14 protein-coding genes and 1 pseudogene are annotated in these 23,948 nt (G+C 74.1%); 13 read left to right on the top strand and 2 right to left on the bottom strand.

The genetic code is table 11. The annotated features are described in order from the left end of the window. The first annotated feature begins 4 nt into the window (after positions 1-4). On the top strand, positions 5-2,350 hold the full coding sequence (locus GA0070618_RS15840; RefSeq protein WP_088982322.1) for a hypothetical protein: 2,346 nt from the start codon (positions 5-7) through the stop codon (positions 2,348-2,350). 81 nt (positions 2,351-2,431) lie between these two features. Here GA0070618_RS15840 and GA0070618_RS15845 read toward each other — a convergent pair whose 3' ends face one another. Next, a complete protein-coding gene (locus tag GA0070618_RS15845) occupies positions 2,432-3,529 on the bottom strand; it encodes a sensor histidine kinase (protein ID WP_088982323.1) in 1,098 nt (365 codons plus the stop codon). Positions 3,530-3,615: 86 nt separating this feature from the next. Continuing rightward, positions 3,616-4,164, bottom strand: a complete 549-nt coding sequence (locus GA0070618_RS15850; protein ID WP_197701761.1) for a sigma-70 family RNA polymerase sigma factor — start codon at positions 4,162-4,164, stop codon at positions 3,616-3,618. 317 nt (positions 4,165-4,481) lie between these two features. Between GA0070618_RS15850 and GA0070618_RS15855 the strand changes: the two genes are divergently transcribed. The 12 genes and pseudogenes from GA0070618_RS15855 to GA0070618_RS15910 all read left to right on the top strand — a co-directional run bounded on the left by GA0070618_RS15855 (position 4,482) and on the right by GA0070618_RS15910 (position 23,813). Beyond that, entirely contained in the window at positions 4,482-5,897 is a 1,416-nt protein-coding gene (locus GA0070618_RS15855) for a glycosyltransferase family 2 protein (protein ID WP_170107820.1), read from the top strand. Between the two features lie 85 nt (positions 5,898-5,982). Then, the gene (locus GA0070618_RS15860) at positions 5,983-7,248 is read left to right on the top strand and encodes a hypothetical protein (RefSeq protein WP_088982325.1); all 1,266 of its coding nucleotides are present in this window, start codon (positions 5,983-5,985) and stop codon (positions 7,246-7,248) included. After that, positions 7,245-9,131 carry a hypothetical protein gene (locus GA0070618_RS15865; RefSeq protein WP_088982326.1) on the top strand — a complete coding sequence of 629 codons (1,887 nt, stop codon included), beginning with the start codon at positions 7,245-7,247 and terminating at the stop codon, positions 9,129-9,131. The genes GA0070618_RS15860 and GA0070618_RS15865 overlap by 4 nt, the downstream gene beginning before the upstream one ends. A gap of 115 nt (positions 9,132-9,246) precedes the next feature. Continuing rightward, entirely contained in the window at positions 9,247-12,708 is a 3,462-nt protein-coding gene (locus tag GA0070618_RS15870) for a right-handed parallel beta-helix repeat-containing protein (protein WP_088982327.1), read from the top strand. Between the two features lie 36 nt (positions 12,709-12,744). Beyond that, the gene (locus tag GA0070618_RS15875; RefSeq protein ID WP_143740253.1) at positions 12,745-13,254 is read left to right on the top strand and encodes a hypothetical protein; all 510 of its coding nucleotides are present in this window, start codon (positions 12,745-12,747) and stop codon (positions 13,252-13,254) included. 118 nt (positions 13,255-13,372) lie between these two features. Then, on the top strand, positions 13,373-17,347 hold the full coding sequence (gene eccCa, locus GA0070618_RS15880; RefSeq protein ID WP_088982329.1) for a type VII secretion protein EccCa: 3,975 nt from the start codon (positions 13,373-13,375) through the stop codon (positions 17,345-17,347). Beyond that, complete coding sequence (locus GA0070618_RS15885) at positions 17,344-19,440, top strand: hypothetical protein (protein WP_088982330.1); 2,097 nt, start codon at positions 17,344-17,346, stop codon at positions 19,438-19,440. The genes eccCa and GA0070618_RS15885 overlap by 4 nt, the downstream gene beginning before the upstream one ends. A 118-nt stretch (positions 19,441-19,558) precedes the next feature. Continuing rightward, complete coding sequence (locus tag GA0070618_RS15890) at positions 19,559-19,945, top strand: WXG100 family type VII secretion target (RefSeq protein ID WP_088982331.1); 387 nt, start codon at positions 19,559-19,561, stop codon at positions 19,943-19,945. A gap of 54 nt (positions 19,946-19,999) precedes the next feature. Next, a pseudogene (locus GA0070618_RS35360) lies at positions 20,000-20,110 on the top strand (IS5 family transposase); the annotation flags it as partial. Between the two features lie 193 nt (positions 20,111-20,303). Next, the gene (eccD, locus tag GA0070618_RS15900; RefSeq protein WP_088982333.1) at positions 20,304-21,683 is read left to right on the top strand and encodes a type VII secretion integral membrane protein EccD; all 1,380 of its coding nucleotides are present in this window, start codon (positions 20,304-20,306) and stop codon (positions 21,681-21,683) included. Position 21,684: 1 nt separating this feature from the next. Further along, positions 21,685-23,331 (top strand): type VII secretion protein EccB, encoded by a 1,647-nt coding sequence (gene eccB / locus GA0070618_RS15905; protein ID WP_088982334.1) that lies wholly within the window; start codon positions 21,685-21,687, stop codon positions 23,329-23,331. Between the two features lie 194 nt (positions 23,332-23,525). After that, positions 23,526-23,813 (top strand): WXG100 family type VII secretion target, encoded by a 288-nt coding sequence (locus GA0070618_RS15910; protein ID WP_088982335.1) that lies wholly within the window; start codon positions 23,526-23,528, stop codon positions 23,811-23,813. The last annotated feature ends 135 nt before the right edge of the window (positions 23,814-23,948 follow it).

Below are 23,948 nucleotides of genomic sequence, written 5' to 3' on the forward strand. Positions count from 1 at the left end.
GGCCGTGCTTCGGGCCACCGGCGGCGAGCGGGCGCATCCGTCCCGTCCAGGCGGGGCGTTCACCGCCCTGGTCCAGTTGGCGTCCGCAGACGCGCTGCCCGCGCCGGGCGGGCCGGGGGACCCGCTGGGCGGGTACCGACCGATCCTGCGCACGCTGTTGCGGGACGTCGCCCAGGCGCACACGGTGCGCTACGCGGCACTGTGGCTGCCGGGGGAGACGGCACCCGGCACCAGCGCCCCACCCTGGGCACCCGCCGTCGCATGGCAGTCCCGGCGCTGGGGGCGGGGCGCGCTGCCGAACCCGGTAGCCGACCCGGACCTGCTGCTGCACGCGGCCGGGGTGGTCGCGACCGCGGACGTCACCGACGGCGGGACCCGGTCCGGGGTGCTGGTGCTGGCCCACCCGGAGGATCCCCGGTACTCACTGGCCGGGACGGCGTCGCTGGGCGAGGCGGCGGTCTCCGTCGGCCTGCTGCTGCGCCAGGCCCGCCACCGCGCGGCGTGCACCGCCGTGCGGGCCCGGGTCGACCAGGCGGCACAGCGGGTCGGCGCGACCCGGCTGGAGCTGCTCACGGTGCAGGCGGTGGAGCGCGATCGGCTCGCCACCGCGGTCACCGCGACACCCGGCCGGCAGCTACAGGCGATCCTGGACCGCACCACGGACCTGGAGCGGGCGCTGCGCGCCGGCGCCCCGGAGGCCACGGCGATCGTCGGTGGCATCCGGGCCGGGCTGGGCGAGATGATCGAGCAGTTCCGGTCCGTCGTCCGCGGGGTGTACCCGCAGGTGCTGCGCAGTACCGGCGTGCGCGCGGCGCTGGAGGAGGTCACCGCGACGCTGCCGGTGCCGGTGGTGTTCAGCGGGGAACTGGGCCGGCGGCAGGGCTGGGAGGTCGAGTCCGGGCTGTACCAGGCGGGCGCGTCCGCGGCGGCGGCGCTGGGCGCCAGCGGCGGCGATCAGCCGGTGACCCTGGAACTGGGCCGGTCCGGCGGGGTGCTGACGATCCGCGCGCAGCGGACCGGCGCGGAGCCGGCGGAGGTCGCCGCGGCGCTGCGGGACGACGCCCGGCGGCTGGCCGCGCTGGGCGGGCGGCTGCGGGTGGAGCGGGATGGTCGGGACGCGCCGACCGTGGTGGACATCCTGCTTCCGGAGCGGCTCGGCGGCGACTGGCCGGAGCCCGCGCGGGTCGCCGAGCCGCCGCCGGCCGAGGCCGACGCCGCCGCACCCGAGCTGCTGGCCGGTGTTCCCGTGCGTCGCCTGCTGACCCTGCTCGTGACCAGCCGGGAGGCGCTCACGGAGAGCCCGCCGTTACGGGTCGCGGTCGACCGGCAGGACGGTCGGACCCGGGTGGTGGTGGTCGGAGCCTCGGCGTCCGAGCTGGTGTCGGCGTTGTTCGAGCCGGCCGGCACGCCACGAGGGGAGCCACCGGCCGGGTTGTCCCCGCCGACCGGCTACCAGCACCAGCCGTACCCACGGATCACGCTGGACCCGGCTCGCGGGGCACCGCCGTGGCGGCCGGTCCGGCTGCCCGACTGGTCCGGCGCCGCGTGGCCGGGCGCGGCGGCCGGGGTGGACCGGATCCTGGTCGAGGGACCCGTGGACGCGCTGCGCGGGCTGCGGCTGCTGCACCACCGCGACCACGTCGACGCCGACCTCGCGGCCCGGCTGCGCCGCTGGACGGGGACCGCCGACGGGCCCCCCGACGCGGTCGTGCTGGTGCTGTCCGGGCCGGCCAGCGCGGCGGAGTCGGAGTTCCTGACCGCCCTGCGGTCGCCGTACGGGGAGGGGTTCTCCCCGGTGGTGGTCTGCGCGCTGCCCGAGGGCACCGCCGCGACGGCCGGAACGCCCCAGCAACTGGGGTCGATGTGCGACGCGGTCGTGAACTGGCGTGCGGCCCCGGACGGCGGTGCCGAGATCGAGGCGGCGCTGCGCACCCGGCTACGCGCCCGGGCGGGGGTACTGGCCGCCCGGTGGGCGCTGCGCGCGCTGGTGGCCTGCCTGGCCGCCGGGCAGCTGGACGACCGGTTCGCCCGTGCGGTGGAGGCGGCCGTCGCGGGCGCGCACGAGATACCCGAGCTGGACCTGTTGCAGGCCTTGCAGGGCGGCCGGATCCGGCTGCCGCGCGGACACGACGAGGCGGTACGCCTGCTCGGCGCGCACGGCCCGGACTCGCGGTCCCGGCTCGGCCTGGCCGGCGACGCCGACCCGGGGGAGGTGACCCGGGCCGCAACCCGGGCGCTGGCGTTCTGGCGGGCCCAGACCATGGTGCCGGACTCGGGACCGGCCGGACGCAGTGCCTGCGCGCTGCTGGTCCGGACATGCGAGCGGCTGCTCACCGACGGCGTCGACTGACCGGCGACTTCCCCGAGCAGGTCTTCTGCACGTGGGACGGCACGGCCCGGGAGGGCGACCCGGCGGCACCGGCGGGACGGCTCAGAGCGCCACGAACCCGCTGACCCGGGTGCCGGTGGTCGGGCTCGACCGCACCGTCAGCGTGCCGTCGACCGAGGCCAGGCGGGCGGCGAGCTGGCGCAGCGGCATCCGCCCCTCGGTGTCGAAGCCCGGCCCGGTGTCGGCGACCTCGAAGCTCAGGCCCCGGCGGGAGGTGGCCAGCGTCAGCGTGACCGCAGCGCCCGGGGCGTGCTTGTGGGCGTTGCTGACCGCCTCCAGGCAGGCCAGGTAGACGGCGGCCTCCACCTCGGGCAGGTACCGGTAACCGACCAGTTCCGGGTCGATGTCCAGGGTGACCGTGTCGAGCGCCTCCAGCCGGGCCGTCAACGCGGCCACCAGACCGTGGTCGGCCAACGGCGCCAGCAGGCCGGTCGCGGTGGTGTGCAGCACCTCCTCGGTGCTGGCCAGCAGCTCCCGCAGCCGGTCGAGGTGCTGGCCCGCCTCGGCGGTGTTGCCGGCGTCGAGCTGGTGCTCCACCATGGCCAGCGACATCTGCAACGCGACCATGTGGTGCTGGGCGCCGTCGTGCAGGTCGCGCTCCAGTTGGTACCGCTGGTGCTCCATCTCGCCCGCGGCCCGCAGGCGGGTGTCGGCCAGCAGGAGGACGCTCTGACCGATCAGCCGTTCGGCGGCGGCGGTGACCGACTGGGCCTGGATGTCGCTGACCAGCAGACGGGTCACCGCGTGCAGCTCGGGCCACCGGCGCAGCCGCTCGGCCGCGCTCGGAGGTTCGATCACGAGGTCGGCCAGGACCTGTTCGCCGTCGCGCAGCCGCACCGGTGTCGCGCCGGTCACGGGTGCCGTCGCCTCGGCGTCGGTGGCGGGCCAGCGGTACTCCTCGACGATGTGGTCGACCGTGGCGTCGTCGGCCTCGTGGCCTGCCGGCAGGGGCAGCCACAGCGCGATGGTGACCGTGGTGGCCTCCAGGCACCCGGCCAGCGCCCGGGCCAGGGCCTCGGCCTGCACTCCGGGCAGCGGCCGACCCGGCAGTCCGTGCACCGCGTCGACCACCCGGGCCACGTCGTCCGGCGGGCCCGGCACCGGGGACGGCCGGTCGGCGTGTTGCGTCGAGCGGCGCATGTCCCCCACTGTAGGCGGCTCCGGTCGGGTCGGCTGACCCGGCTCGGGGGCCCCGGCGGCCTTCCGCCACGGTGGCGTCCAGCGGCTCATGCGGCGCAGAGCAGGTGGCCCGCCGTCGCCTTGCGGGCCGCCCGCAGCGCGTAGTGCAACCGGCTCTTGACCGTGCCGACCGGCACCCCGAGCGTCGCGCTGATCTCGGCTGCGGTCCGGCCGTTCAGGTACGTCTCCACCAGCGCGGCCCGGTGCTCCGGCCACAGCCCACCGAGCACCTGCTCGACCAGCAGGGAGTCCACCACGCCGGCCATCGGGTCCGAGGTGGCCACCTCGGCGGCGTTCTCGATGTCCACCTCGGTCGGCCGGGCCTTCTTCATGCGGTACCCGTCCATCACCAGGTTGTGCACCACCCGGCGCAGCCAGCCCAGCACCGAACCACGGTCGGCGGTGAGCTGGTCCAGGTGCCGCCACGCCCGCAGGAACGCCTCCTGCACCACGTCCTCGGCGCGTCCGGTGTCGCCGTCGGTCAGCCGCTGCGCGTACCTCAACAGCGGCTGCTGGTAGGTGTCCATCAGTTCGCGGAGGCGGGAGTCGCTCTCCAGCGCGCTGCCGTGTCGCCTGCTCTGTGCCCGTTCGCCCATGCAGATGACAGTGCCGCCGCAGGCCGGTCGCCCGACATGGTGCGATCCCTGCTCCTGCGGGGGCGGACCCGCGAGTCGGAGAGGGTTATCCCTACGCCCCGCCCGGGACCTGCGGCCCACGCCGCGCCGGGCGACGGTTCGCGGGTCGACCGGTGAACCCGACGGTGCCCTGATGCCGTGACCCACGTGGACGCCCTCGCACCCGGCGGCGGTACGGGCCGGCGGCGATGGTCGTCCGGCACTGCCCCGACGACCGGTACCACGGCCGGGCGGCGGCCCGAGCGACGGCGCGTGGCGCCCCGACCGAAGAGGTGGGCATGGAGACGGACTTCCCGACGGTGGGTATCGGGGTCACCACGCACAACCGGGGCCCGGTGCTCCGTACCGCGCTGGAGGCGATCCGCAAGTACGCGCCGAGCGGCGCCGCGATCGTCGTGGTCGACGACGCCAGCGACGAGCCGGTGGAGGAGGCGACGTTCCGCTTCGACCGCAACGTCGGTATCGCCCGGGCCAAGAACAAGTGCCTGGAACTGCTGGTCGAGCAGGGCTGTACGCACCTGTTCCTGTTCGACGACGACTGCTGGCCGATCGTGGACGGCTGGGAGCGGCCGTACATCGAGAGCGCCGAGCCGCATCTGATGTACATGTTCACCGACACCCCGCAGGGCCGGCTGACCGACGCGGTGGAGCTCTACCGGGACGCGGAGCTGCGGGCGTACACCCATCCGCGTGGCTGCATGCTCTACTTCGACCGGCGGGTGCTGGACCGGGTGGGCGGGTACGACACCCGGTACGGCCGGTGGGGATACGAGCACCTGGACCTCTCCAACCGGATCTACAACGCCGGCCTGACCTCGTTCCGGTTCGCCGACGTGGTCGGCAGCGGAGACCTCATCTTCAGTTGCGACGAACGCACCAGGGTCGGCTCCAGCGTGTCCGACATCGAGCGCTTCACCCTGGTGCGCAATCTCAAGGCCCGGTCGGAGGCCAGCTACACCTCGACCGAGTACCGCGAGTTCCGCACCGTCCCGGTCGGTGCGGCGGCGACGCGGAACGTGGTGCTGACCACGTACCTCACCGCGCAGGCCGACCCGCAGCGCGGCGTCACCTGGACGCCGAACTACGCCGACCTGGCCGAGTTGCGCAGCTCCGTCGAGCGGCACGGGCAGCGGTTGGTGGTGCTGCACGACTGTTTCGACGACGAGCCGGACACCGACCTGGTCACGCACGTGCGCGTGACACCGGGCGGGGACGGCGGCTCGCCGTACTTCCACCGCTGGCTGTGCTGCTGGCGGTACCTGCGCGAGCACCCCGAGATCGAGCAGGTGTGGTGCGTCGACGGCACCGACGTGGAGATGCTGCGCGATCCGTTCCCGGAGATGGACGACCGGCTGTACGTCGGCGACGAGCCGGCGCCGCTGTGCATCCCGTGGATGGTGTACCAGCACGGTGGCAGTGCCAACCTGTTGCAGTTCCTGTCCGACAACCGGGGGGTCCAGTTGCTCAACGCCGGGCTCGTCGGCGGCCGGCGGGAGACGGTGCTGGAGTTCTGCCGGGACCTGTTCGAGTTCTGCGTCACCAACGCCCGGGAGGCCGGCCCGCTCGACATGGGTCCGTTCAACTACGTGGCCCGCACCTGGTACGCGGGGATGATCGTGCACGGTCGCCAGGTCTGTACGGAGTTCCGCAAGGAGGACCGGACCAGCACCGAGTCGTGGTGGCGGCACAAGTAGGCGAATCCGGGGCGGGGTAGGCGTGAACCCTGCTGGCGTTGCCGGGCGTGCCACAGATGAACACGGGCACGGCGAAGGAGGACGCGTGGACACGGACCTGGACGTGGCACCGGAGGTGACACGGGACGACGAACGTGACGGCGAACGTGACGAGTCGATGCACGCGTTGCTGCTCCGGTTGGCCGGCTCGCTGCCGGACCGGGTGCTGACCGACGCGCGGGACGCGCTGGCCGCCGGCCGTCGGCTGGACGTCGTACAGGCGGTCGCCTTCGAGGCGGTCTCCCAGCCGCTGCAACTGGACGCCGACGAGATCGCGGCGCTGCGCGAGGAACTGGCGCTCAGCGACGGGGACCTCGACCTCGGGATGGCCCTGGAGGAGCTGCGCGGGGAACGCCCGCCGGCACCCTGGCAGTTCCTGTCCGACCTGCCGACCACGCAGGAGGAGCTGGCGTCGATGGTGCTCCCGCAGGACCGCACCGCCGACCCGGTCGACCTTCTCGACCCGATCGACCAGGCGTTGCTGGAGGCGGCGTCGGCGATCCCGACGGTACGCGCGGTGTGGCGGGCGTGGCGGATGCCGTCCGCCGCACGCCCCTGGCAGGACCCGTTACGGGTGGCCGTGGTCAGCGTCGACGACACCATGGACTCCCTTCCCGCCGCCAGCGCCCGGCTACGACAGGCCATGGTCGAGGCCGGGGACGCCGACGCCCAGGTCGAGGTCTGCTGGGCCGGGGTGGACGCGCCGTTCTACCAGACCCTGGCCCGCGCGTCCGGCTCCCTGCTGTGGGCGGCGCGCCCGGCCACGCCGGTGACCACCGCCCGCCTCTTCGACGGCGTCGACCCGGAACGCGGCCCCTGGTTCGCCACCAACCGGCCGGTGGTCTCCGACGCCACGGAACGCGACGAGCTGCTCGCCGCGCTGCGCGGCGGGGTGGTCATCGCGTGGAGCAGCGCCGCGATGCCCGACATCCTGGCCCCGGACCGGGGCGACGTGGTGCCGATGCACCTGCGTACCGACGGGACCTGGCTGTGGAGCGAGGCGGTCGGGTACTACCTGGAGAACTACGGCCTGGCGCCGGACCCGCAGTTGGTCACGCACCTGACCGGGGACGGGCCCATCGAGCCGCTGGACGAGATCTCCGTGCACCGTGCCCTGGTGCACCTGTGCCGGCCCGACGCCGAGGCGGTCGTCTGGCAGGCGCCCGGCCCCGACGACGACCCGGTGGCACCGGCCGACGCCGCCTCGTCCGACGTCCCGTCGCCCGACGGCGTGCCGGCGCGCCCGGAACTGCCGGACGTGACGCCCGAGGCGAGGCCGGACGCCGGTACGCACCGGCCGGTGCTGACGTGACCGAACTGCTCGCCCTGCGGCAGGGGGCACCCCTGCCGTCGTCCTGGAAGGTGCCGCAGCCGGCCCAGGGCGTACCGGTCGGGCAGCACGTGGCGCGGTACCTGCGGCAGGCGTCGCAGGCGGTGGGCGCCGCCGTGGCGCGCATCCGGCCGGACGCCGGTGCCCGGGTGCCGGTGCTCGACCCGGGACCGTGGGAGGCACCGGGATCGGTCACCCCCGGTCCGGCGGGTTGGTTCGCGCTCGCGGTCGAGACCGGCCGGTCCGGCTTCCGGCTGGGCGGCCGGCCGGTGGCCGCCGCCGACCTGGCCCAGGCGATCTGGCACTGCTCCCGCTGGCGGGGCCGGCCGGTGCTGCTGGTCACCCAGCGGTCCGCGTCGACCGACCGGGTCGGGCCGGCGCTGCATCAACTCGCGGTCGACCTGGGGGCCCCGGTCTACGCCTCGGACGCCGGGATCCGCTTCACCTTCGGGCGCGCCTCGACGGACGGGCTGTTCTGGTGCTGGCGTCCGGGCGGAGGGGACGAACCGGAGCCGGCGGGTCACGTGCTGCCTCCGCTGGGGCGGGTACGCGTCCGCCCCGCCCCGCCCGGCCGGGTGCCCGGTCGCCCCGCCCCGACCGGTCGGGTGCCCGCCCGCGACCAGCAGCCGCCGTCTCCGGTGCCGTCGCCCGCGACCACCGCTCCGGGGACCGCCCCGTCGCCGGTCGACCCGGCGGTCCCGTCGCCCGTGGCGGCACCGGAAGCCGGGACCGATCTGCCCCTGGGGGCGGCGTTCGAGGTGCAGACCCTGACGCTTCCGGTGGTCGAGCTGCCTCGGCCCGACCTCGGCGTCCAGCGCATGGTGTTGACGGAATTCGACGTGCCCCGGCTGGAGCTGGACACCTGCCGGCCGCTGGTCGCCGACCCGGAGGCCGCCGACCCGGCCACGTCCGCCCTGGCTGCGGTCACCCTGACCGCGTCCGTACCGGCTGTGGCCACCCTCACAGGCCCGGACACCACGGATGCTCCGGCGGCCGGCCCAGTGACCACGGAGGCTCCGACGACCGGCGCGGCAACCACCGACGCCCCGGCGAACGGCGTGGGCGTCGGTCCGCCGCCGGTGCCGCCTGCCGACCGGGGGGCGGCGTGGTTCGGGGTACGGGCCCGCACCGACGAGGCGGACCGGGAGCGGCTGCGTACCGTGCTGGGCTGGAAGTTCCAGGCCCACTCCCGGACGGTGGCCCGGGCGCTGTCGCTGCACCCGGGGCTGCGCAGCGCGGTCGGCGCGCACGACGTGATGGCCGGGCTGGTCACGGTGCTGGCTCTGCTCGACGGGGTGGGCGAGCGGGTCAACGGCGCGCTGCGCGGTGGGGGCACGCCCGACGAGGACGTCCAGTTGCTGGCCCGGTGTGCCTGCGCCGGGCTGGAGCAACTGCCGGCCGTCGGGGGACCCGTCTTCGCCGCGGTACCCGCCGGCCTCGACGTCACCCGGTACCGGGCCGGGGAACTGCTGGTGGAGCCGGCGTTCACCACCGTGTCGTGCCACGGCGGCAGCGAGGGCGACGCGGGCCGGTACGCGATCTGGTCGGCCACCGCGCGGCGGCTGGACCAACTGGGTATCGCCGACGGGCCAGGCGTCCGGGCCGGGCGGGCCATGTTCGCCGCCGGTTCCCGTTTCGCGGTGCTCGGCGTCGACGAGGGGCCGGACGGCGCGCCGTACGTACTGCTGCGGGAGGTCGTCTCCGGACACCGCGACGGCGCGGTCGACGAGCGGGTGGCCGGCAAGCTGCGCGACGCGCTCGCCGCCCAGCCGCAACGCGCGGCGCCCGCACCATTGCCCTGGCCGCTGGGCCTCGCGGCCGGCGACCGCCCGTTCGCCCTCGAACCCGGACCGGGCGGCGCGTGATGTACGAGGAGACCGTCCCCGGCTTCCTCCGGTCCGACCCCGGCGGCCCGGCCCGGCCCGGCCCGCCCCACGCCGGCGACACCCCCGGCGGCGACAGTCAGCAAGGAGCGAACTCGTGACCAGCAGCGTGCTGTCGGTGTCGGCCAGGGACACCGGATGCCTCACCGACATCTCCCGGGCACTGGAGTCGGCGGCGCCCGGCGACACCGTCGCGGTACGCCCCGGCGTGTACCGCGAGGCGCCGCTGTTCCGTCGGAACGTCGTCCTGGTCGCCGAGGACGGCCCGGGCACCGTCACCATCGAGGTGCCCACGGGCGGGGCCATCCTGGCCGCCGGGGGCGAGATCCTGATCCAGGACATCGCCATCCGGGGCGGCGACGAGCGGATGCCGCTGCTCCAGGTGGCGGCCGGGCGGGTCCGCCTGGAGGCGTGCACCGTCGACGCCACGGGGGCCGCCGCGATCCACGTGCGCGGGGGCACCGTGGAGATGCGTGGCGGCGCGATCGGCAACTCCGGTGGGGCGGGTGTCGTCCACGAGGCCGGCGCGGGCGAGTACACCCGCGTGCGGGTACGCGGCATCGCCAAGTGCGCGGTCATGACGGCCGGGTCGAGCGCCCCGGTGTTCCGGGACTGCACGTTCACCGGGATCGCCGAGGCGGCGCTCCTGGCCGTGGGCGCCAGCGCCCCGCGCCTGGAGGACTGCCGCATCGACGAGGTCGGCCAGTACGCCGTGGTCGCGCAGCAGGCCGCCCGTCCGTACCTGGTCGGGACCACGGTGTCCGGTGGCGAGGTCGGGCTGCTCGCCAGCGACCGGGCGACCCCGGTGCTGGAGCGCTGCGAGATCCTGGACGCCCGGGTGCACGCCGTGGTGACCATGGGGCAGGCGGCGCCCACGCTCTCCGACACGCGCGTCACCCGGGCCCGGGGCCACGGCCTCGACTGCCGGGACACCTCCGCGCCGACGCTGACCAACTGCGAGGTGCGCGACTGCGGCGCGGCCGGGGTGGTGGTCAACGGCACGGCGACGCCGCACCTCACCGGGGGCGCCGTGGCGGACTGCGCGGACGCGGGCGTGTTCCTGACCGGCCGGTCGAGGGCACGGCTGGACGGGGTCGAGGTACGCGACGTCCCCATCGGCGTGGCGATCGAGCAGGACGCCGACCCGCAACTGCACAACCTGACCATCGAGGGCGTCCGGTACGGCCTGCACGCGACCGGCGGAGCCGGCCGGTTCTCCAACGGCCAGGTCACCGGGGCGCGGACCGCCGGGGCGAAGCTCGCCGACAGCGCGACCACCGTGCTGTCCAACTCCCGGATCACCGGCTGCCGGGTCGGCGTGGAGGTGGCCGGAAACGCCCGGCCCACACTGTCCTCGATGGCCGTCGAGGAGTCGGGCGGGGCGGGCGTGCTGACCGGCGGCCCCAGCGCGGCCACCCTGTCCCGCAGCCGGATCAGCGGCAGTCGCGGCCCGGGGATCCGGGCCGGCGCCGGCAGCAGCGTCACCGCGACGGACTGCGAGATCGTGGGTAACCAGGGCCCGGGTGTCGTGGTGGAGACCGACGCGCCGGTGCGGCTCCACGGCGGGGTGGTGCGCGGCAACGGCGGTGTCGCCGTGGACGCGCCGAGCCCGACCGCCGCCGTCGAACTGTCCGGAGTGGACACCGGCCACAACGGACGCCCGATCTCCCTCCCGCCGCCCGGGGCCGGGCGGCCGACCCCAGCGACCGTCGACGACGCCCCGACGTCCGCTCCCGACCCGACCGGTGGCGCCGGGTCGGGCGTCGCGCCGCCCGGGAAACCGTCCGGCGCCCGTCCGCCGGGCCCCACGCCGTCCGACGCCGGGTCACCCGCTCCGGCGGTACCCGCCGGCGGCGGCCCCGGTGCCGGCACGCCGGGAAGCGCGCCGGGCGGTGGCGGGGAGGCGGACGGTCCGGTGGCCGCGCTGCTGCGGGAACTGGACGGACTGGTCGGCCTGGCCGGCGTCAAGCACGAGGTGGCCACCCTGGTCGGGCTCAACCAGATCGCCAAGCGTCGCCGGGAGGCCGGGCTGCACGTACCGCCCATGTCCCGGCACCTGGTCTTCGCCGGGCCGCCCGGCACCGGCAAGACCACCGTGGCCCGCATCTTCGCCCGGATCCTGGCCACCCTCGGGGTGCTCGCCAGCGGGCAACTGGTCGAGGTGTCCCGCAGCGACCTGGTCGCCGAGCACGTCGGCGGCACCGCGGTGAAGACCACCGCCCGGTTCGAGGAGGCCCTGGGCGGGGTGCTGTTCATCGACGAGGCGTACACGCTCTCGACCGGCGGGGGCGGCGGTCACGACTTCGGCCGGGAGGCCATCGACACCCTGGTCAAGCTGATGGAGGACCACCGCGACGAGGTGGTCGTGGTGGTCGCCGGCTACACCCCGAACATGCGTACCTTCCTGGCCGCCAACCCGGGCCTGGAGTCCCGCTTCGCCCGCACCATCCAGTTCGACAGCTACTCCGACGACGAACTGGCCGAGATCGTCGAGCGGCTCTGCCGCGCCCACCACTACGCGCTGGAGTACGAGACCCGGCAGGCCCTGGTGCGCCACTTCAGCGACATGCCCCGCAACGAGACCTTCGGCAACGCCCGGGTAGCGCGGCAGGTCTTCGAGGACATGCTGGGGCGTCAGGCGTACCGGCTGTCGAACAACCCGCAGGCCCCGGACCTCGAACTGGCCCGGCTGCTGCCGGAGGACCTGGGTGAGCAGGCGGCCGCGCCGTCGGCGGCGGCCGGCGTGGCGCAGGTCGTCCAGGACCTGCTCGGTAAGCTGAACGCGATGGTCGGCCTGGACGCGGTCAAGCGCGAGGTGACCGACGTCATCGACCTGATCGCCTCCACCGAGGCCCGGACCCGGGCCGGCCTGCCCGCTCCGACGATCTCCCGGCACCTGGTCTTCGCCGGGGCGCCCGGCACCGGCAAGACCAGCGTGGCCCGACTGTACGGGCAGCTGCTCGCCGCGATGGGCGTGCTGCGCACCGGGCAGCTCGTCGAGGTGTCCCGGGCCGACCTGGTCGGCGAGTACGTCGGACACACCGCCGTCAAGACCACCGACGTGTTCAACCGGGCGCGCGGCGGGGTGCTCTTCATCGACGAGGCGTACGCGCTGGCCGGCCAGGGCAACGACTTCGGCCGGGAGGCCATCGACACGCTGGTGAAGCTGATGGAGGACCACCGGGACGACATCGTGGTGATCGCCGCCGGATACACCGGGGACATGCAGCGGTTCCTCGCCAACAACGTGGGGCTGGCCTCCCGGTTCAGCCGGCAGGTCCCGTTCGAGTCGTACACCGCCTCGGAACTGGTGTCCATCGTGCAGACGCTGGCCCGGGACAGCGGCTTCGACTTCAGCAACGACTGCCTCCCGGTGCTGTCGGAGCACTTCGACAGCCTGACCCGGGACGAGAGCTTCGGCAACGGCCGGTACGCCCGCCAGCTGCTCGAACGCACCATCACCAAGCAGGCCAACCGGCTGCGCGGCACCGCCGCGCCGACCGTCGACGACATGCGCCAGTTGTTCGCCGCCGACGTGCGGGCCGCCGTGGCGGCCTGACCCGCCGCCGTAGTCACGAGAGAAGGAGCCCGAAAGATGCCGGCAGTGAGTATGAGCGGTACGTGGCGGATCACGGTGGTGGGCAAGGAGTCCGCCTTCGCGCAGCGGCTGGTGTTCTCCGGTGACGTCCAGAAGATCCTCGAACTGGGGGTCGGGACGTCGGCGTCCGCGAGTGGGCGGCGCTGGCGGCTGCGGTTCGAACACAACCGTGGGGACGGTGTCTGGCGGCCGAACGTCTCGGTGGAGGCGGGTGCCATCGTCCGGTGCGGCAACGAATTCCAGCGGTTGATCGCGACGAAGGACGTGTACTGGAGCGGTGACCGTGGACACGACGACCTGAAGCTGCTGCTCACCCGGCCGGCGTCGGCGGGTGACCCGGAGGAGGGAGCGGCCGGGGTGCCCTTCGCCGTCGACGTCAACCTGCACGGGCTGCCGGACATGCCGGTGCTCCCGGCGATGGACGGCGCGGATGCGACGCCGGAGCGGCTGCGGTCGTACGGTCGGCCGGGGCCGGCGGGAACTCCCCTGCGGAGACGGTCCTTCTGATCGCCCGCGGGCCCCGGCCCGCCCCGCCCGGCTGACGGCGTCTCCGCGATCTCGCGGTGCGGACAGTATCGATCCCGGTCCCGGTCAACCCTTCCCGGCCCGCAGCCGTGTAACGGATGTGAGCACCAGACCTTTCCGGCGGCCGGCCCGCCGCAACGGACCCGAGCTGCCGCACGGCGAGATCACCCTGCAGGAGCCGCCGGTCGTCCCGGAGGTCCAGCCCGCCGGGTTCCGCTCGCTCGGGATGATCCTGCCGAGCCTGCTGATGACCGGCGGGTTCATGTTCATGATGATGAGCAACTCGCTCAGAGGCCCGATGGGCATGGTCATGCTGGTCATGATGGGCGGCGGCATGCTGGCCATGGCCGTGTTCCAGATGACGATGACCGGCGGCAACCGCAAGCAGCAGATCAACGGCGACCGGCGCGACTACTTCCGCTACCTGTCCCAGACCAGGGCGCAGGTCCGCCAGTACGCGGCGGAACAGCGGGACGCGCTGGCCTGGCGGCACCCCGACCCGGAGTCGCTGTGGTCGCTGGCGATGACCAGTCGGCTGTGGGAGCGCCGGCCGACGCATCCGGACTTCGGCGAGATCCGGGTCGGCACCGGCGCCCAGCGGCTCGCGGTGCGGATGACCCCGCTGGACACCAAGCCGGTGGAGGACCTGGAACCGGTGTGCGCCAAGGCGTTGCGCCGGTTCATCAAGGCCTACACGACCGTTCCCGACCAGCCCGTCGCGTTGTGCCTGCCCGGCTTCGCGCACGTGCGGATCAGTGGCGACCGGGACGTGGCGCGGGGCATGGTGCGCGCCATGCTCGCCCAGTTGGCCACCTTCCACGCCCCGGACGAACTGCGGCTGGCCCTCTGCGTCGGCGCGGAGGAGGCCGGGCAGTGGGAGTGGGCCAAGTGGCTGCCGCACGCCAAGCACGCCACCGACGTCGACGTGGCCGGGCCGGTACGCCTCTTCGGCACCACGCTGGAAGAGGTGGAGCGGCTGCTGGGCGGGGAGTTCGCGGGCCGCTCCCGGTTCGACGACGACGCCCAGCCCTCCCGCGAGGAACCGTTCGTCGTGGTGGTCTGCGACGGCGGCGTCATCCCGCCGGGCGCCCGGCTGACCGTCGCCGGGTACCGCAACGCCGTCCTCGTCGACTTCGACGGCCGTGGCCTCGCCGACGGGGACAACGTGCTCAACCTGGAGGTGTCCGCCACCGACGTGGAAATGATCGAGAAGGATCACGTGGGCCGGGAGGTGCGCACCCGGCTCGCCGCACCCGACCACCTGGACCTGCCCCGGCTGCGGACGCTGGCCCGGATCATGGCCCGGCACGCCACCAAGGTCACCGGCGAGCAGCCGGCCAGCGGGCTCAGCGCCGTCCTCGACCTGCCGGACCTGCTGGACATCCCCGACCTGGACACCTTCGACCCGCGCGCCCGGTGGGAGTCCCGCTCGCCCGCCGACCGGCTGCGGGTGCCCATCGGGGTGGCCGCCGACGGCTCCCCCATCGAGCTGGACATCAAGGAGTCCGCCGAGGGCGGGATGGGACCGCACGGCATGCTCATCGGCGCCACCGGGTCGGGCAAGAGCGAGCTGCTGCGCACCCTGGTCCTGGCCCTGGCGGCCACGCACTCCTCGGAGACCCTCAACTTCGTGCTGGTGGACTTCAAGGGCGGCGCCACCTTCGTCGGGCTGGACCGGCTGCCGCACGTCTCCGCGCTCATCACCAACCTGGCCGACGAGGCCGCGCTGGTCGACCGGATGCAGACCACCCTCCAGGGCGAACTGGTACGCCGGCAGGAACTGCTGCGCAGCGCCGGCAACTTCACCTCGGCGCGCGACTACGAGAAGGCCCGCGCCCAGGGTGCCGAACTCGACCCGCTGCCCACCCTGTTCGTGGTGGTGGACGAGTTCAGCGAGCTGATCGCGGCCAACCCCGAGTTCATCCAGCTCTTCGTGATGATCGGTCGGCTCGGCCGCTCGCTCGCGGTGCACCTGCTGCTGGCCTCGCAGCGCCTGGAGGACGGGCGCATCCACCAGTTGGAGGGCCACCTGTCGTACCGCATCGGGCTGCGCACCTTCTCCGCGATGGAGTCGCGGGCCGTCATCGGCGTACCCGACGCGTACGAGCTGCCGGGCGATCCGGGCAACGGATACCTGCGTTCCAGCGTCACCAGCATCACCCGGTTCCGGGCCGCGTACGTGTCCGGCCCGCACCGGGTGCGCAGCACCGGGCTGCACCGCGAGGTGATCGCCAGCCAGGTGGTCGCGTTCACCGCCGGGGCCGCCGCGCCGGCCGTCCCGGCGCCGCGCCCGCCCTCGGACCCGGCGCCGGACGAGTCGACCGACACCGGCACCACCGTGCTGCACGCGCTGGTGGAACGGCTGGTCGACCAGGGGCCGCCGGCGCACCAGGTGTGGATGTCGCCGCTGGAGGACGCGCCGACCCTGGACGACGTGCTGCCGCCGCTGCTGCCCGACCCCGAGCACGGGCTGCGTCCGATCGACGCCGGCCGGCAGGGGTACCTGCGGGTGCCGGTCGGTCTCATCGACAAGCCGTTCGAGCAGGTGCGCGACCTGCTCGTGGTGGACCTGGCCGGGGTCGGCGGGCACGTGGGCGTGGCCGGCGGTCCGCAGAGCGGCAAGAGCACGCTGCTGCGGTCGCTGGTGTGCGGGCTGGCCCTGACCCACTCGCCGCGACAGGTGCAGTTCTACTGCCTCGACTTCGGCGGCGGTTCGCTGGCCGGGCTGACCGGCCTGCCGCACATCGGCGGGGTCGCCGGCCGGCACGAACCGGAGCGGGTGGGCCGCACGGTGGCCGAGGTCCGCTCGATCCTCATCGAGCGGGAACGGCGCTGCGCGGAGCTGGGCATCCACGGCCGGGACGCCTACCGGCAGGCGCAGGCCGACGGGCGCATCCCCGAGGACCGGTTCGGCGACGTGTTCCTGGTCGTGGACGGGTGGTTCGTGCTGCGCCAGGAGTTCGAGCCGGCCGAGGAGATGGCCCGGGACATCGCGGCCCGTGGCCTGAACTACGGGGTCCACGTGATGATCACTATGGGCCGCTGGTCGGAGCTGCACATGTCGATGCGGGACAAGATCGGGACCCGCCTCGAACTGCGCCTGGGCGACCCGGTGGAGTCCGGAATCGACCTGCGGGCGGCGGCCCAGGTGCCCCGCCGCCCCGGCCACGGGCTGACCGACGCGAAGCTGCACTTCCTCGGCGCGCTGCCGCGCATCGACGGCGTCCAGTCGGCCGAGGGGCTCACTGCGGCCACCGAGCACCTGGTGTCCGCGGTGGCGGACAACTGGACCGGGGAACGCGCCGCCGCGGTACGCACCCTGCCGGCCTCGCTGCCGATGGCCGAGCTGCCGGCGCCGCAGGGTGCCCGCATCGCGCTCGGTGTGGACGAGGACCAGCTCGCGCCGGTGTGGCACGACTTCCGGCTGATGCCGCACCTGACCGTGCTGGGGGACACCGAGAGCGGCAAGACGAACATGCTGCGCCTCATCGCCCACTCGATCGTCGCCAGCCACACCCCGGCCCAGGCGCGCATCATGGCCGTCGACTACCGGCGGCAGCTCTTCGACGACGTACCGGCCGAATACCGGCTCGGCTACTCGGTCTCGCCGGACAGCACCCGGGACACCGCCGCCGAGGCGCTGGCCGGCCTCCGGCCACGGGTTCCCGGCCCCGACATCACCCCCGAGCAGCTACGCGCCCGCGACTGGTGGTCCGGCCCCTCACTGTACGTCCTGGTCGACGACTACGAACTGCTCGCCGGGCCCGACAACCCGTTGGCCCACCTGATCCCGTTGCTGCCCCAGGGCGGCGACATCGGGCTGCACGTGGTCGTCGCGCGGGCCGCGGCCGGGGCGATGCGGTTGTCGATGGACCCGCTGCTGCGGCGCATCCAGGAACTGAACACCCCGGACGTGGCGCTGTCCTGCCCGCCGACGGAGGGTCCGCTGCTGGGCAACATCAAGCCGCGTCCGCTGCCCCCGGGTCGGGCACTGCTGTGCACCCGGCGCGGCGGCCGGTTGATCCAGACGGCACTGGTACCCGGGCCCGTGGTGCCCGCGGGGGCCGACCGATGACCCGCACCGCCACTCGCCGGCGCCGTACGTCCACCCCATCGGCCCGCCCCGGCAGGCCGGTCGCGGCGGCCGAGCCGGTCGAGCCCGCTGAGCCGGCTGAGCCCGCCGAGCCCGCTGCGGCGTACGCGGCGGCCGAGGAACTGGTCCGGCGGCTGCGGGCCCTGGCCTGCCTGCCCGGACCGTCCGCCTCGCCGACCGCCTGGCCCTGCGACACGGGGCTGCTGGACTGGCTCCGTCGGATGACCTACCCCGCCCTGTACACCTGGGCGGCAGAGGAGAACCTGGCGCGCCGCTGGATCGGCGGCGACGTCTTCGGCTCCCGCCGGCTGTCGCCGGCACCGGAGTTCCTCGCCGGCACCGACCTACGCCGTCTCGCCCCGCACCTGGTCGCGCCGCTGTTGCGGCGGGTGAGCATGACGCGACCGGCCCCCAGCGCCGCCGACCTGGAGCCGGCGGCCCTCGCCGCCGACGCCGGCCGGGTCAGCACGTTCCGGCGCGACGGGGCCGCCCGGCTCTGGGGCCAACCGGAGCACGCGCCACCGCTTCCCGACATCACCACCATCCCGCACGTCGTGCACGGCATCTGGCTCGGCCGCCCGCTGCCCGAGTCGAACGGCTTCTGGACCAACTACGGCGCGGCGGCCGACAGCTACGCCGGCCAGGTCGACTTCGTGCTGTGGACGGACATCCCACGGGCCCGCTTCGACGCGGCCCGCGCCACCCCGCCCGCTCCGGCCGGCCGACCCGATCCGCTGGCCCCGGTACGCGCCCTGCTGACCTGGGCCGACACCCACGGCATCCACCTGGTGAGCGTGGCCGAACTGTTCCCCGCGAACGCGCCGATGACCCTGCACAGCCCGTACGCCCTGGAGCTGAACCGGGGGCTGCCGCAGGGTTTCGCGGCGGCCAGCGACCACCTGCGGGTCGAGGTGGTGCACCGGTTCGGCGGCCTGTACGCCGACGGTGACCTGCACTTCCTCCCGGACACCGCGCTCGGGCCGCACGAGCGGGCCGACAGCCCGGTGGACGAGGGGGCCGGCAGTCCGACGGACGAGGCAGCCGGAAGCCCGGTAAGTCAGGACACCGAGGGCTCGCCGGGTGGTGGGTACCGGCTGTTCCGTGGCCGGTGGCACGGGCCGCCGGAGGCCGACGGGCCGGCCCGGCTGCCGGAGCTGTTCGACCGGGTCGCCGCGTCGACGTACGGGTTCACGCTGCACGCGCTCACCGACGAGATCGTCCTCAACGACGTCATCCTGGCCCCGGCGGGGCATCCCGCGCTGGCGTTGTGGCTGGAGGGCGCGCGGTACAACTACCTGCGCGACCCGCGCGACCTGTACGCCGCCGACGCCCCCCAACCGGCCGGCTCGGACCCACCGGCCGACTCGGATCCACCGGCCGGCTCGGATCCATCGCCCACCTCGGACCCGGGCGCCGGGTCCGACCCGCCGGTCGCGGGGGCGTCCGGGTGGCGGGGGGAGCCGGCCTCCTGGACCTGGGCGGTCACCGCCATGCGTACCGGGCGGGTGCACCACTGGCTGCTGGCCCGGCTGGGCATCGGCGCGGCCGACCTGGTCAAGCCGGCGCCGGCGGTACGCGGCCACAGCGAGCTGAGCTGGCTGCCGCCGGTCGACGGCCAACCGCCGGTCGTCTGCCCCGACCCGGACCCGCTGCCGACCCTGGTCGCCTGTGTGGACCTGCTGCGCTGGCAGCACCTGTCGCGCTCCGGGGACCTCTGCCTCACCGCGGTCGCTCCACTGGTCCGCGGGCTGCCCGAGCCGGACACCGCGTGGACCGCGCTGCTGCTCGCGTTCGGGCACCTCTCCACCGACCTCGGCCCGGTCACGTCGGTCACCGACCGGCGGCGCAACCAGGACCAGACCCTCGACGTGGTGGTACTGCCGCCCGAGGCGGAGGCGCTGCTGGACCGTGCCGCGACACCGGCCACCTGGTTCGGTTCCGGTGCCCACTCCGGCGATGTTGAGGGAGCCGGACCGCAGGCCGCCGGCCGGGAGTACTGGTTCCTCGGCGAACGCACGGTCCCGGCCCGGCTGCTGCCCGCCGGGCCGGGACTGGTCCGGCCGGAAGGGCGATGAGGCCGCCGGGTGCCCAACCGATCCGCCGTCGTGGCCCGACCCACCAGGCGAACGTGGCACAGGCGGCCACATCATCCACCTTCCGGCGACGCGCGCCGGATGACGAACAAGGAGAGTCATGGCAGAGACACAGGCCGGATACGTCGTGCCCGGCATCAAACTGGACTCGATCGTCGCCGACGAGGCGACCATCACCGGCATGGTCAAGGCGTTCGCTCAGGCCCAGATCGAGGCCAGGGACAGCCACTCGAACGTCGTGGCCGCAACCGAGGCGCTGATCCGCTCGTGGACGAGCGACACGGCCGCGCCGCAGTTCCTTCAGGCCGTTAAGCAGTGGCTGGCCGGCTTCCGGAAGGTCCAGCAGGGCCTGGACATGCTCGACCTGAACATGCAGCAGTACGCGCGACTGACCACGACGACCGAGGACGACAGCGCCATGCAGGCCGGCAGTTGGGCCCGGGAACAGCCTGTCCCCGGTCTGTCGCGGACGCTTCACAGAGGGTGACTGTCAGATGGACGTCTTCCGCTGGGCCGGCGCCGGCCCAGCGGAAGACGTATGTCCGCGACGTACTACTACTTCGCGCTGTGGCGCGATGACGGCACCGGCCAGGTGATCCACGATCTGCTGCGCTGCCGGGTGCGGGAGAAGGCGGGTCGTGCGGAGGACCCGAGGTGTCACGCACCTGGTGGGCCTCGACAGCGAACCTGGCGTGACCTGGCTCCGGCAGCGTCCAGGTGCCGCAACTGGGCGCTGCCGGGCTGTTGCACGTCCCGGCCCGGGTGCTGCCCGCCGCCCCGCAGGTAGCAATCGGGGCGGACGAAAAACTTGTGAACTCCGGTGACCGTGCACACGTGTTCGGGATATGAGCGCCGAGCGCGGGGAACTCTGCCGACTGCTGGTCGTCGGACCGACCAGCCAGGTCGACGTGAGTCTGCCCACCCACATCCCGTTGGCCGACATGATGCCGGCCCTGTTGAGCGCGCTGGGACCCGACCTCGCCGATCGTGGGCTGGAGCACAGCGGCTGGATCGTGCAGCGGCTGGGTGGACCGGCCTTCGACGAGTCGCGCACCGTCGGCGATCTCGACCTGCTCGACGGCGAGGTCGTGCACGTACGCCCGCGTACCGACCAGATCCCGCCGCTGGCCTACGACGACCTGGTCGACGGCGTCTCGGCCGGCATCCGCAAGCGGTCCGGGCTGTGGCGTCCGCAGACCACGCGGGTCACCGCCCTGCTGCTGTTGGCCGCCTGGCTGGCCGCCTGGCTGGCCGCCGCGCGGATGTGGCCGGCCGAGTCCCGGAACCCGGCGCTGCTCGCCGCGATGGCGGGGATGTGCTTCGTCGCGGGCTTCGCGGTGGTACGCAAGCTGGCCGACCGGGCCACGGCCGGAGTCCTGGGGGCCGCCTGTGTGGTCGGTACGGTGGTCGCCGCGCTGGAGGCGTTCGCCGGCGCTGCCGTACCCCGGCTGGTCCTCGTGGGTGTCACCGTCGGCACCGTCGCCGCGTTGCTGGTGGCCGCGTTCGTCTTCCCGCGCACCGGCTGGCGGCAGGTGACCGTCGGCCTGCTGGCGGCCTGGCTGCTGGTCGTCGCCGCGCTCGCACTGCACACCAGGGCCATGCTGGACTGGACCACGATCGCCGCGATCACGGTCGTCGTCACCACGGCGCTGCGCCCGGCGGTACCGCCGGCGGCCTTCAAGCTCGCCGGGTTCGCCCTGCCGGAGATGCCCGTCGAACCGGCGGACCTGCAGAAGGACATCGACCCGGAACCGGCCGCCGGGGTGCTCACCCGGGCCGCCGCCGCCGACCAGTTCATGACCGCCCTGTACGCGGCGCTCGGACTGGTCTCCGGAGCCGCGATGGTGTGGCTGGCGACGGCGCCCGGCTGGGCCGCACCGCTGGCCGCCTGGCTGGCCGCCGTCGCCCAGATCCTGGTCACCCGCCCGATGACGAGCATCTGGCACCGGGTGGCGCTGGCTGGTCCGGCGTTGGTCGCCATCGCGGCCTGGTGCCTGACCGCGCCCACGGACCGGAGTCCGCTCGCCGCCCAACTGGCCGTCGGCTGCTGCCTGCTCCTGGCGGTGGCGTGCGGGGTGGCCGCGCGGATTCCGGTCGGCCGGCGGTTCAACCCGATCTGGGGCCGGATGGGCGACCTGGCCCACACCGCGATGGTGGCCGCCCTCGGGCCGACCGTCGTGGTCATCACCGGCCTGATCGACGTGGTCCGGGCGCGGGTGGGTTGACATGTCGTCGCGTCGTGACCAGGTGGACGCCCAGCGGTACATGATGACCCGGGTGACCGGTGCGCTGGTGCGGGCCGAGCCGGAGACCGCCGAGTCACCGACCCGCCGGGACCGCACCGGCACGATCGCCGGTCTCGTGCTCGGGATCCTGGTGCTGGCCGGGGTCGCGATCTGGGCGCTGATGCCGGGATCGGGCTCGACCAGTTGGCAGCAGCCGCGGATGCTGGTGGTGGACGCTTCGACCGGGGCGCGGTACGTGCTGGTCGACGGCCAACTGCGCCTGGTCAACGACGTGGCGACGGCCACCCTGCTGGCCGGCGGTCGACTCACCCCGGTCACCGTCTCCTCGTCCAAACTCGCCAAGGTGCCGCAGGGCCCGCCGGTGGGTACCCCGACCGGGCCGCAGGTGCTGCCGGCGGCCAACCGGGTCAACCAGGGCGTGTGGCGGGCCTGTAGCCGGGACACCGGCCGGGTCGTGCTCGACGTCGACGTGCCGGCGGCCCCCGATCCGCTCGGCGACGGGCAGGCGCTGCCGGTCACCGCGGGCGGCAAGACCTACCTGCTGTGGGGCGGGCGACGACTGCTCCTTCCCCAGCCGTGGATGGCCGACGTGCTGGGGCTGGGGCTGCTCGCTCCCGTACCGGTGGCGACCGCCTGGCTGGAGTCGATCCCGCTGGGCGGCACGGTCGGCCCGCCGAAGGTGGCCCGGGCCGGCGGCGCAGGCCCGAAGGTGGCCGGCCGGCCGACGTCGATCGGCCAGATGTTCGCCGTGGACCTGGGCAACGGCACGGTCAACCACTACCTGATGACCGCCGACGGGCTGGCCCCGCTGACCGAGACCGAGTACCGGTTGCAGCGGGCCACGCCGGTCGGGGCCAGGGAGACGGCCATCACCGCGGCCGATCTGGTCGCCGCCGGTCAGCGCAGCCCGGTGCGCCCGCTGACCACGCTGCCGGCCACCCCACCAGTGCCACCCTCCATGCCCGAGGACGCCGTGGTCTGCGTGGAGTACGCGGGCCAGGCCGACGAGAAACCCACGGTCGTCCTGACCAGCGGAACCGGCATGCCGACCGGCGGCAGCGGCGGGAAGACCGCCGTGACGGTGCGGGTGCCGTCGGGCGGGGGAGCGCTGCTGATGCCCCCGGCCACCGCCGAGACCGACCGGTGGCGGCAGCAGGGCCTGCTGGTCAACGAGCGGGGGATCGCCTACCCGATCATGGGCGGCGACGTCACCACCCTGGGCTACTCCCTCAACCAGGCGGTGGTCATGCCCACCGCGCTGGTCGCCATGCTGCCCCCGGGCCGGCGCTGGTCCGGCCGGAAGGGAGGTGAGGCCGCGGGGTACCCGAACGTCCCGCCGCCGTGGCCCGCCCCTCCGGACGGACCTGCGGCAGGCGCGAGCACATTTCCCACCCATTCACCAGCATCACGTTCCGATAGAAGACAAGGAGAGTCATGCCAGTCAACCAGCAGGGGATCGTCGCTGATGAGGCGACCATCAAGGGCATGGTCATGGCGTTCGGGCAGGCGCAGGCCGAGGCCAAGAACAGCCAGGCCAACGTCACGGCCGCCAGCAGCAACCTGTCCGCCCAGTGGCAGAGCGACTCGGCCGCGCCGCGGTTCCTCCAGGCCGTCCAGCAGTGGCTGAACGGCTTCCAGAAGGTCCAGGCGGGCCTGGACATGCTCAACCAGAACATGCAGCAGTACGCGCAGTTGACGACCACGACCGAAGACGACAGCGCGATGCGGGCCGGCGGCTGGGCCGCCGGCTGACCGCCGAACCCTCACCTGTGAAACCCGGGCCGACGAAACCCGGACCGACGAACGACAAGGAGGCCGAGAATGGCCAACTACAGCATCAATCCCGCTGCGGTTCAGGCCGTCGCCGAGGAGATGGCCAGGGAGACCCGCGAGCTCGACCAGTCGCTGGCGAACCTCCAGACCTCGGTGGCGAGGTTCACCGCAGCCAACAACGGTCAGGCGCCGGAGGCCTACAAGGCCGCCCAGGCGCTGTGGAACCAGGGCCAGCAGGAGATGCGGGCGGCCCTGGCCCTGGGGCAGCAGCGCCTTCAGGAGATCAACGTCAACTACCAGCACGGCGACAACCGGGGCGCGGCCATCTTCAGCTAGTACCCCGCCGAACCTGACCTCGCACGAGGTCGGGACGGCAGTTCCGCCGAGCCGATACCGGGTCAGGCGCGCTGGTCCGCCGCACCGCCGGGTGGACCAGCGCGTCTGACCCACCGCTGTCCACGGACTCGTCCG

The organism is Micromonospora echinospora, from assembly GCF_900091495.1.
Lineage (GTDB): Bacteria > Actinomycetota > Actinomycetes > Mycobacteriales > Micromonosporaceae > Micromonospora > Micromonospora echinospora.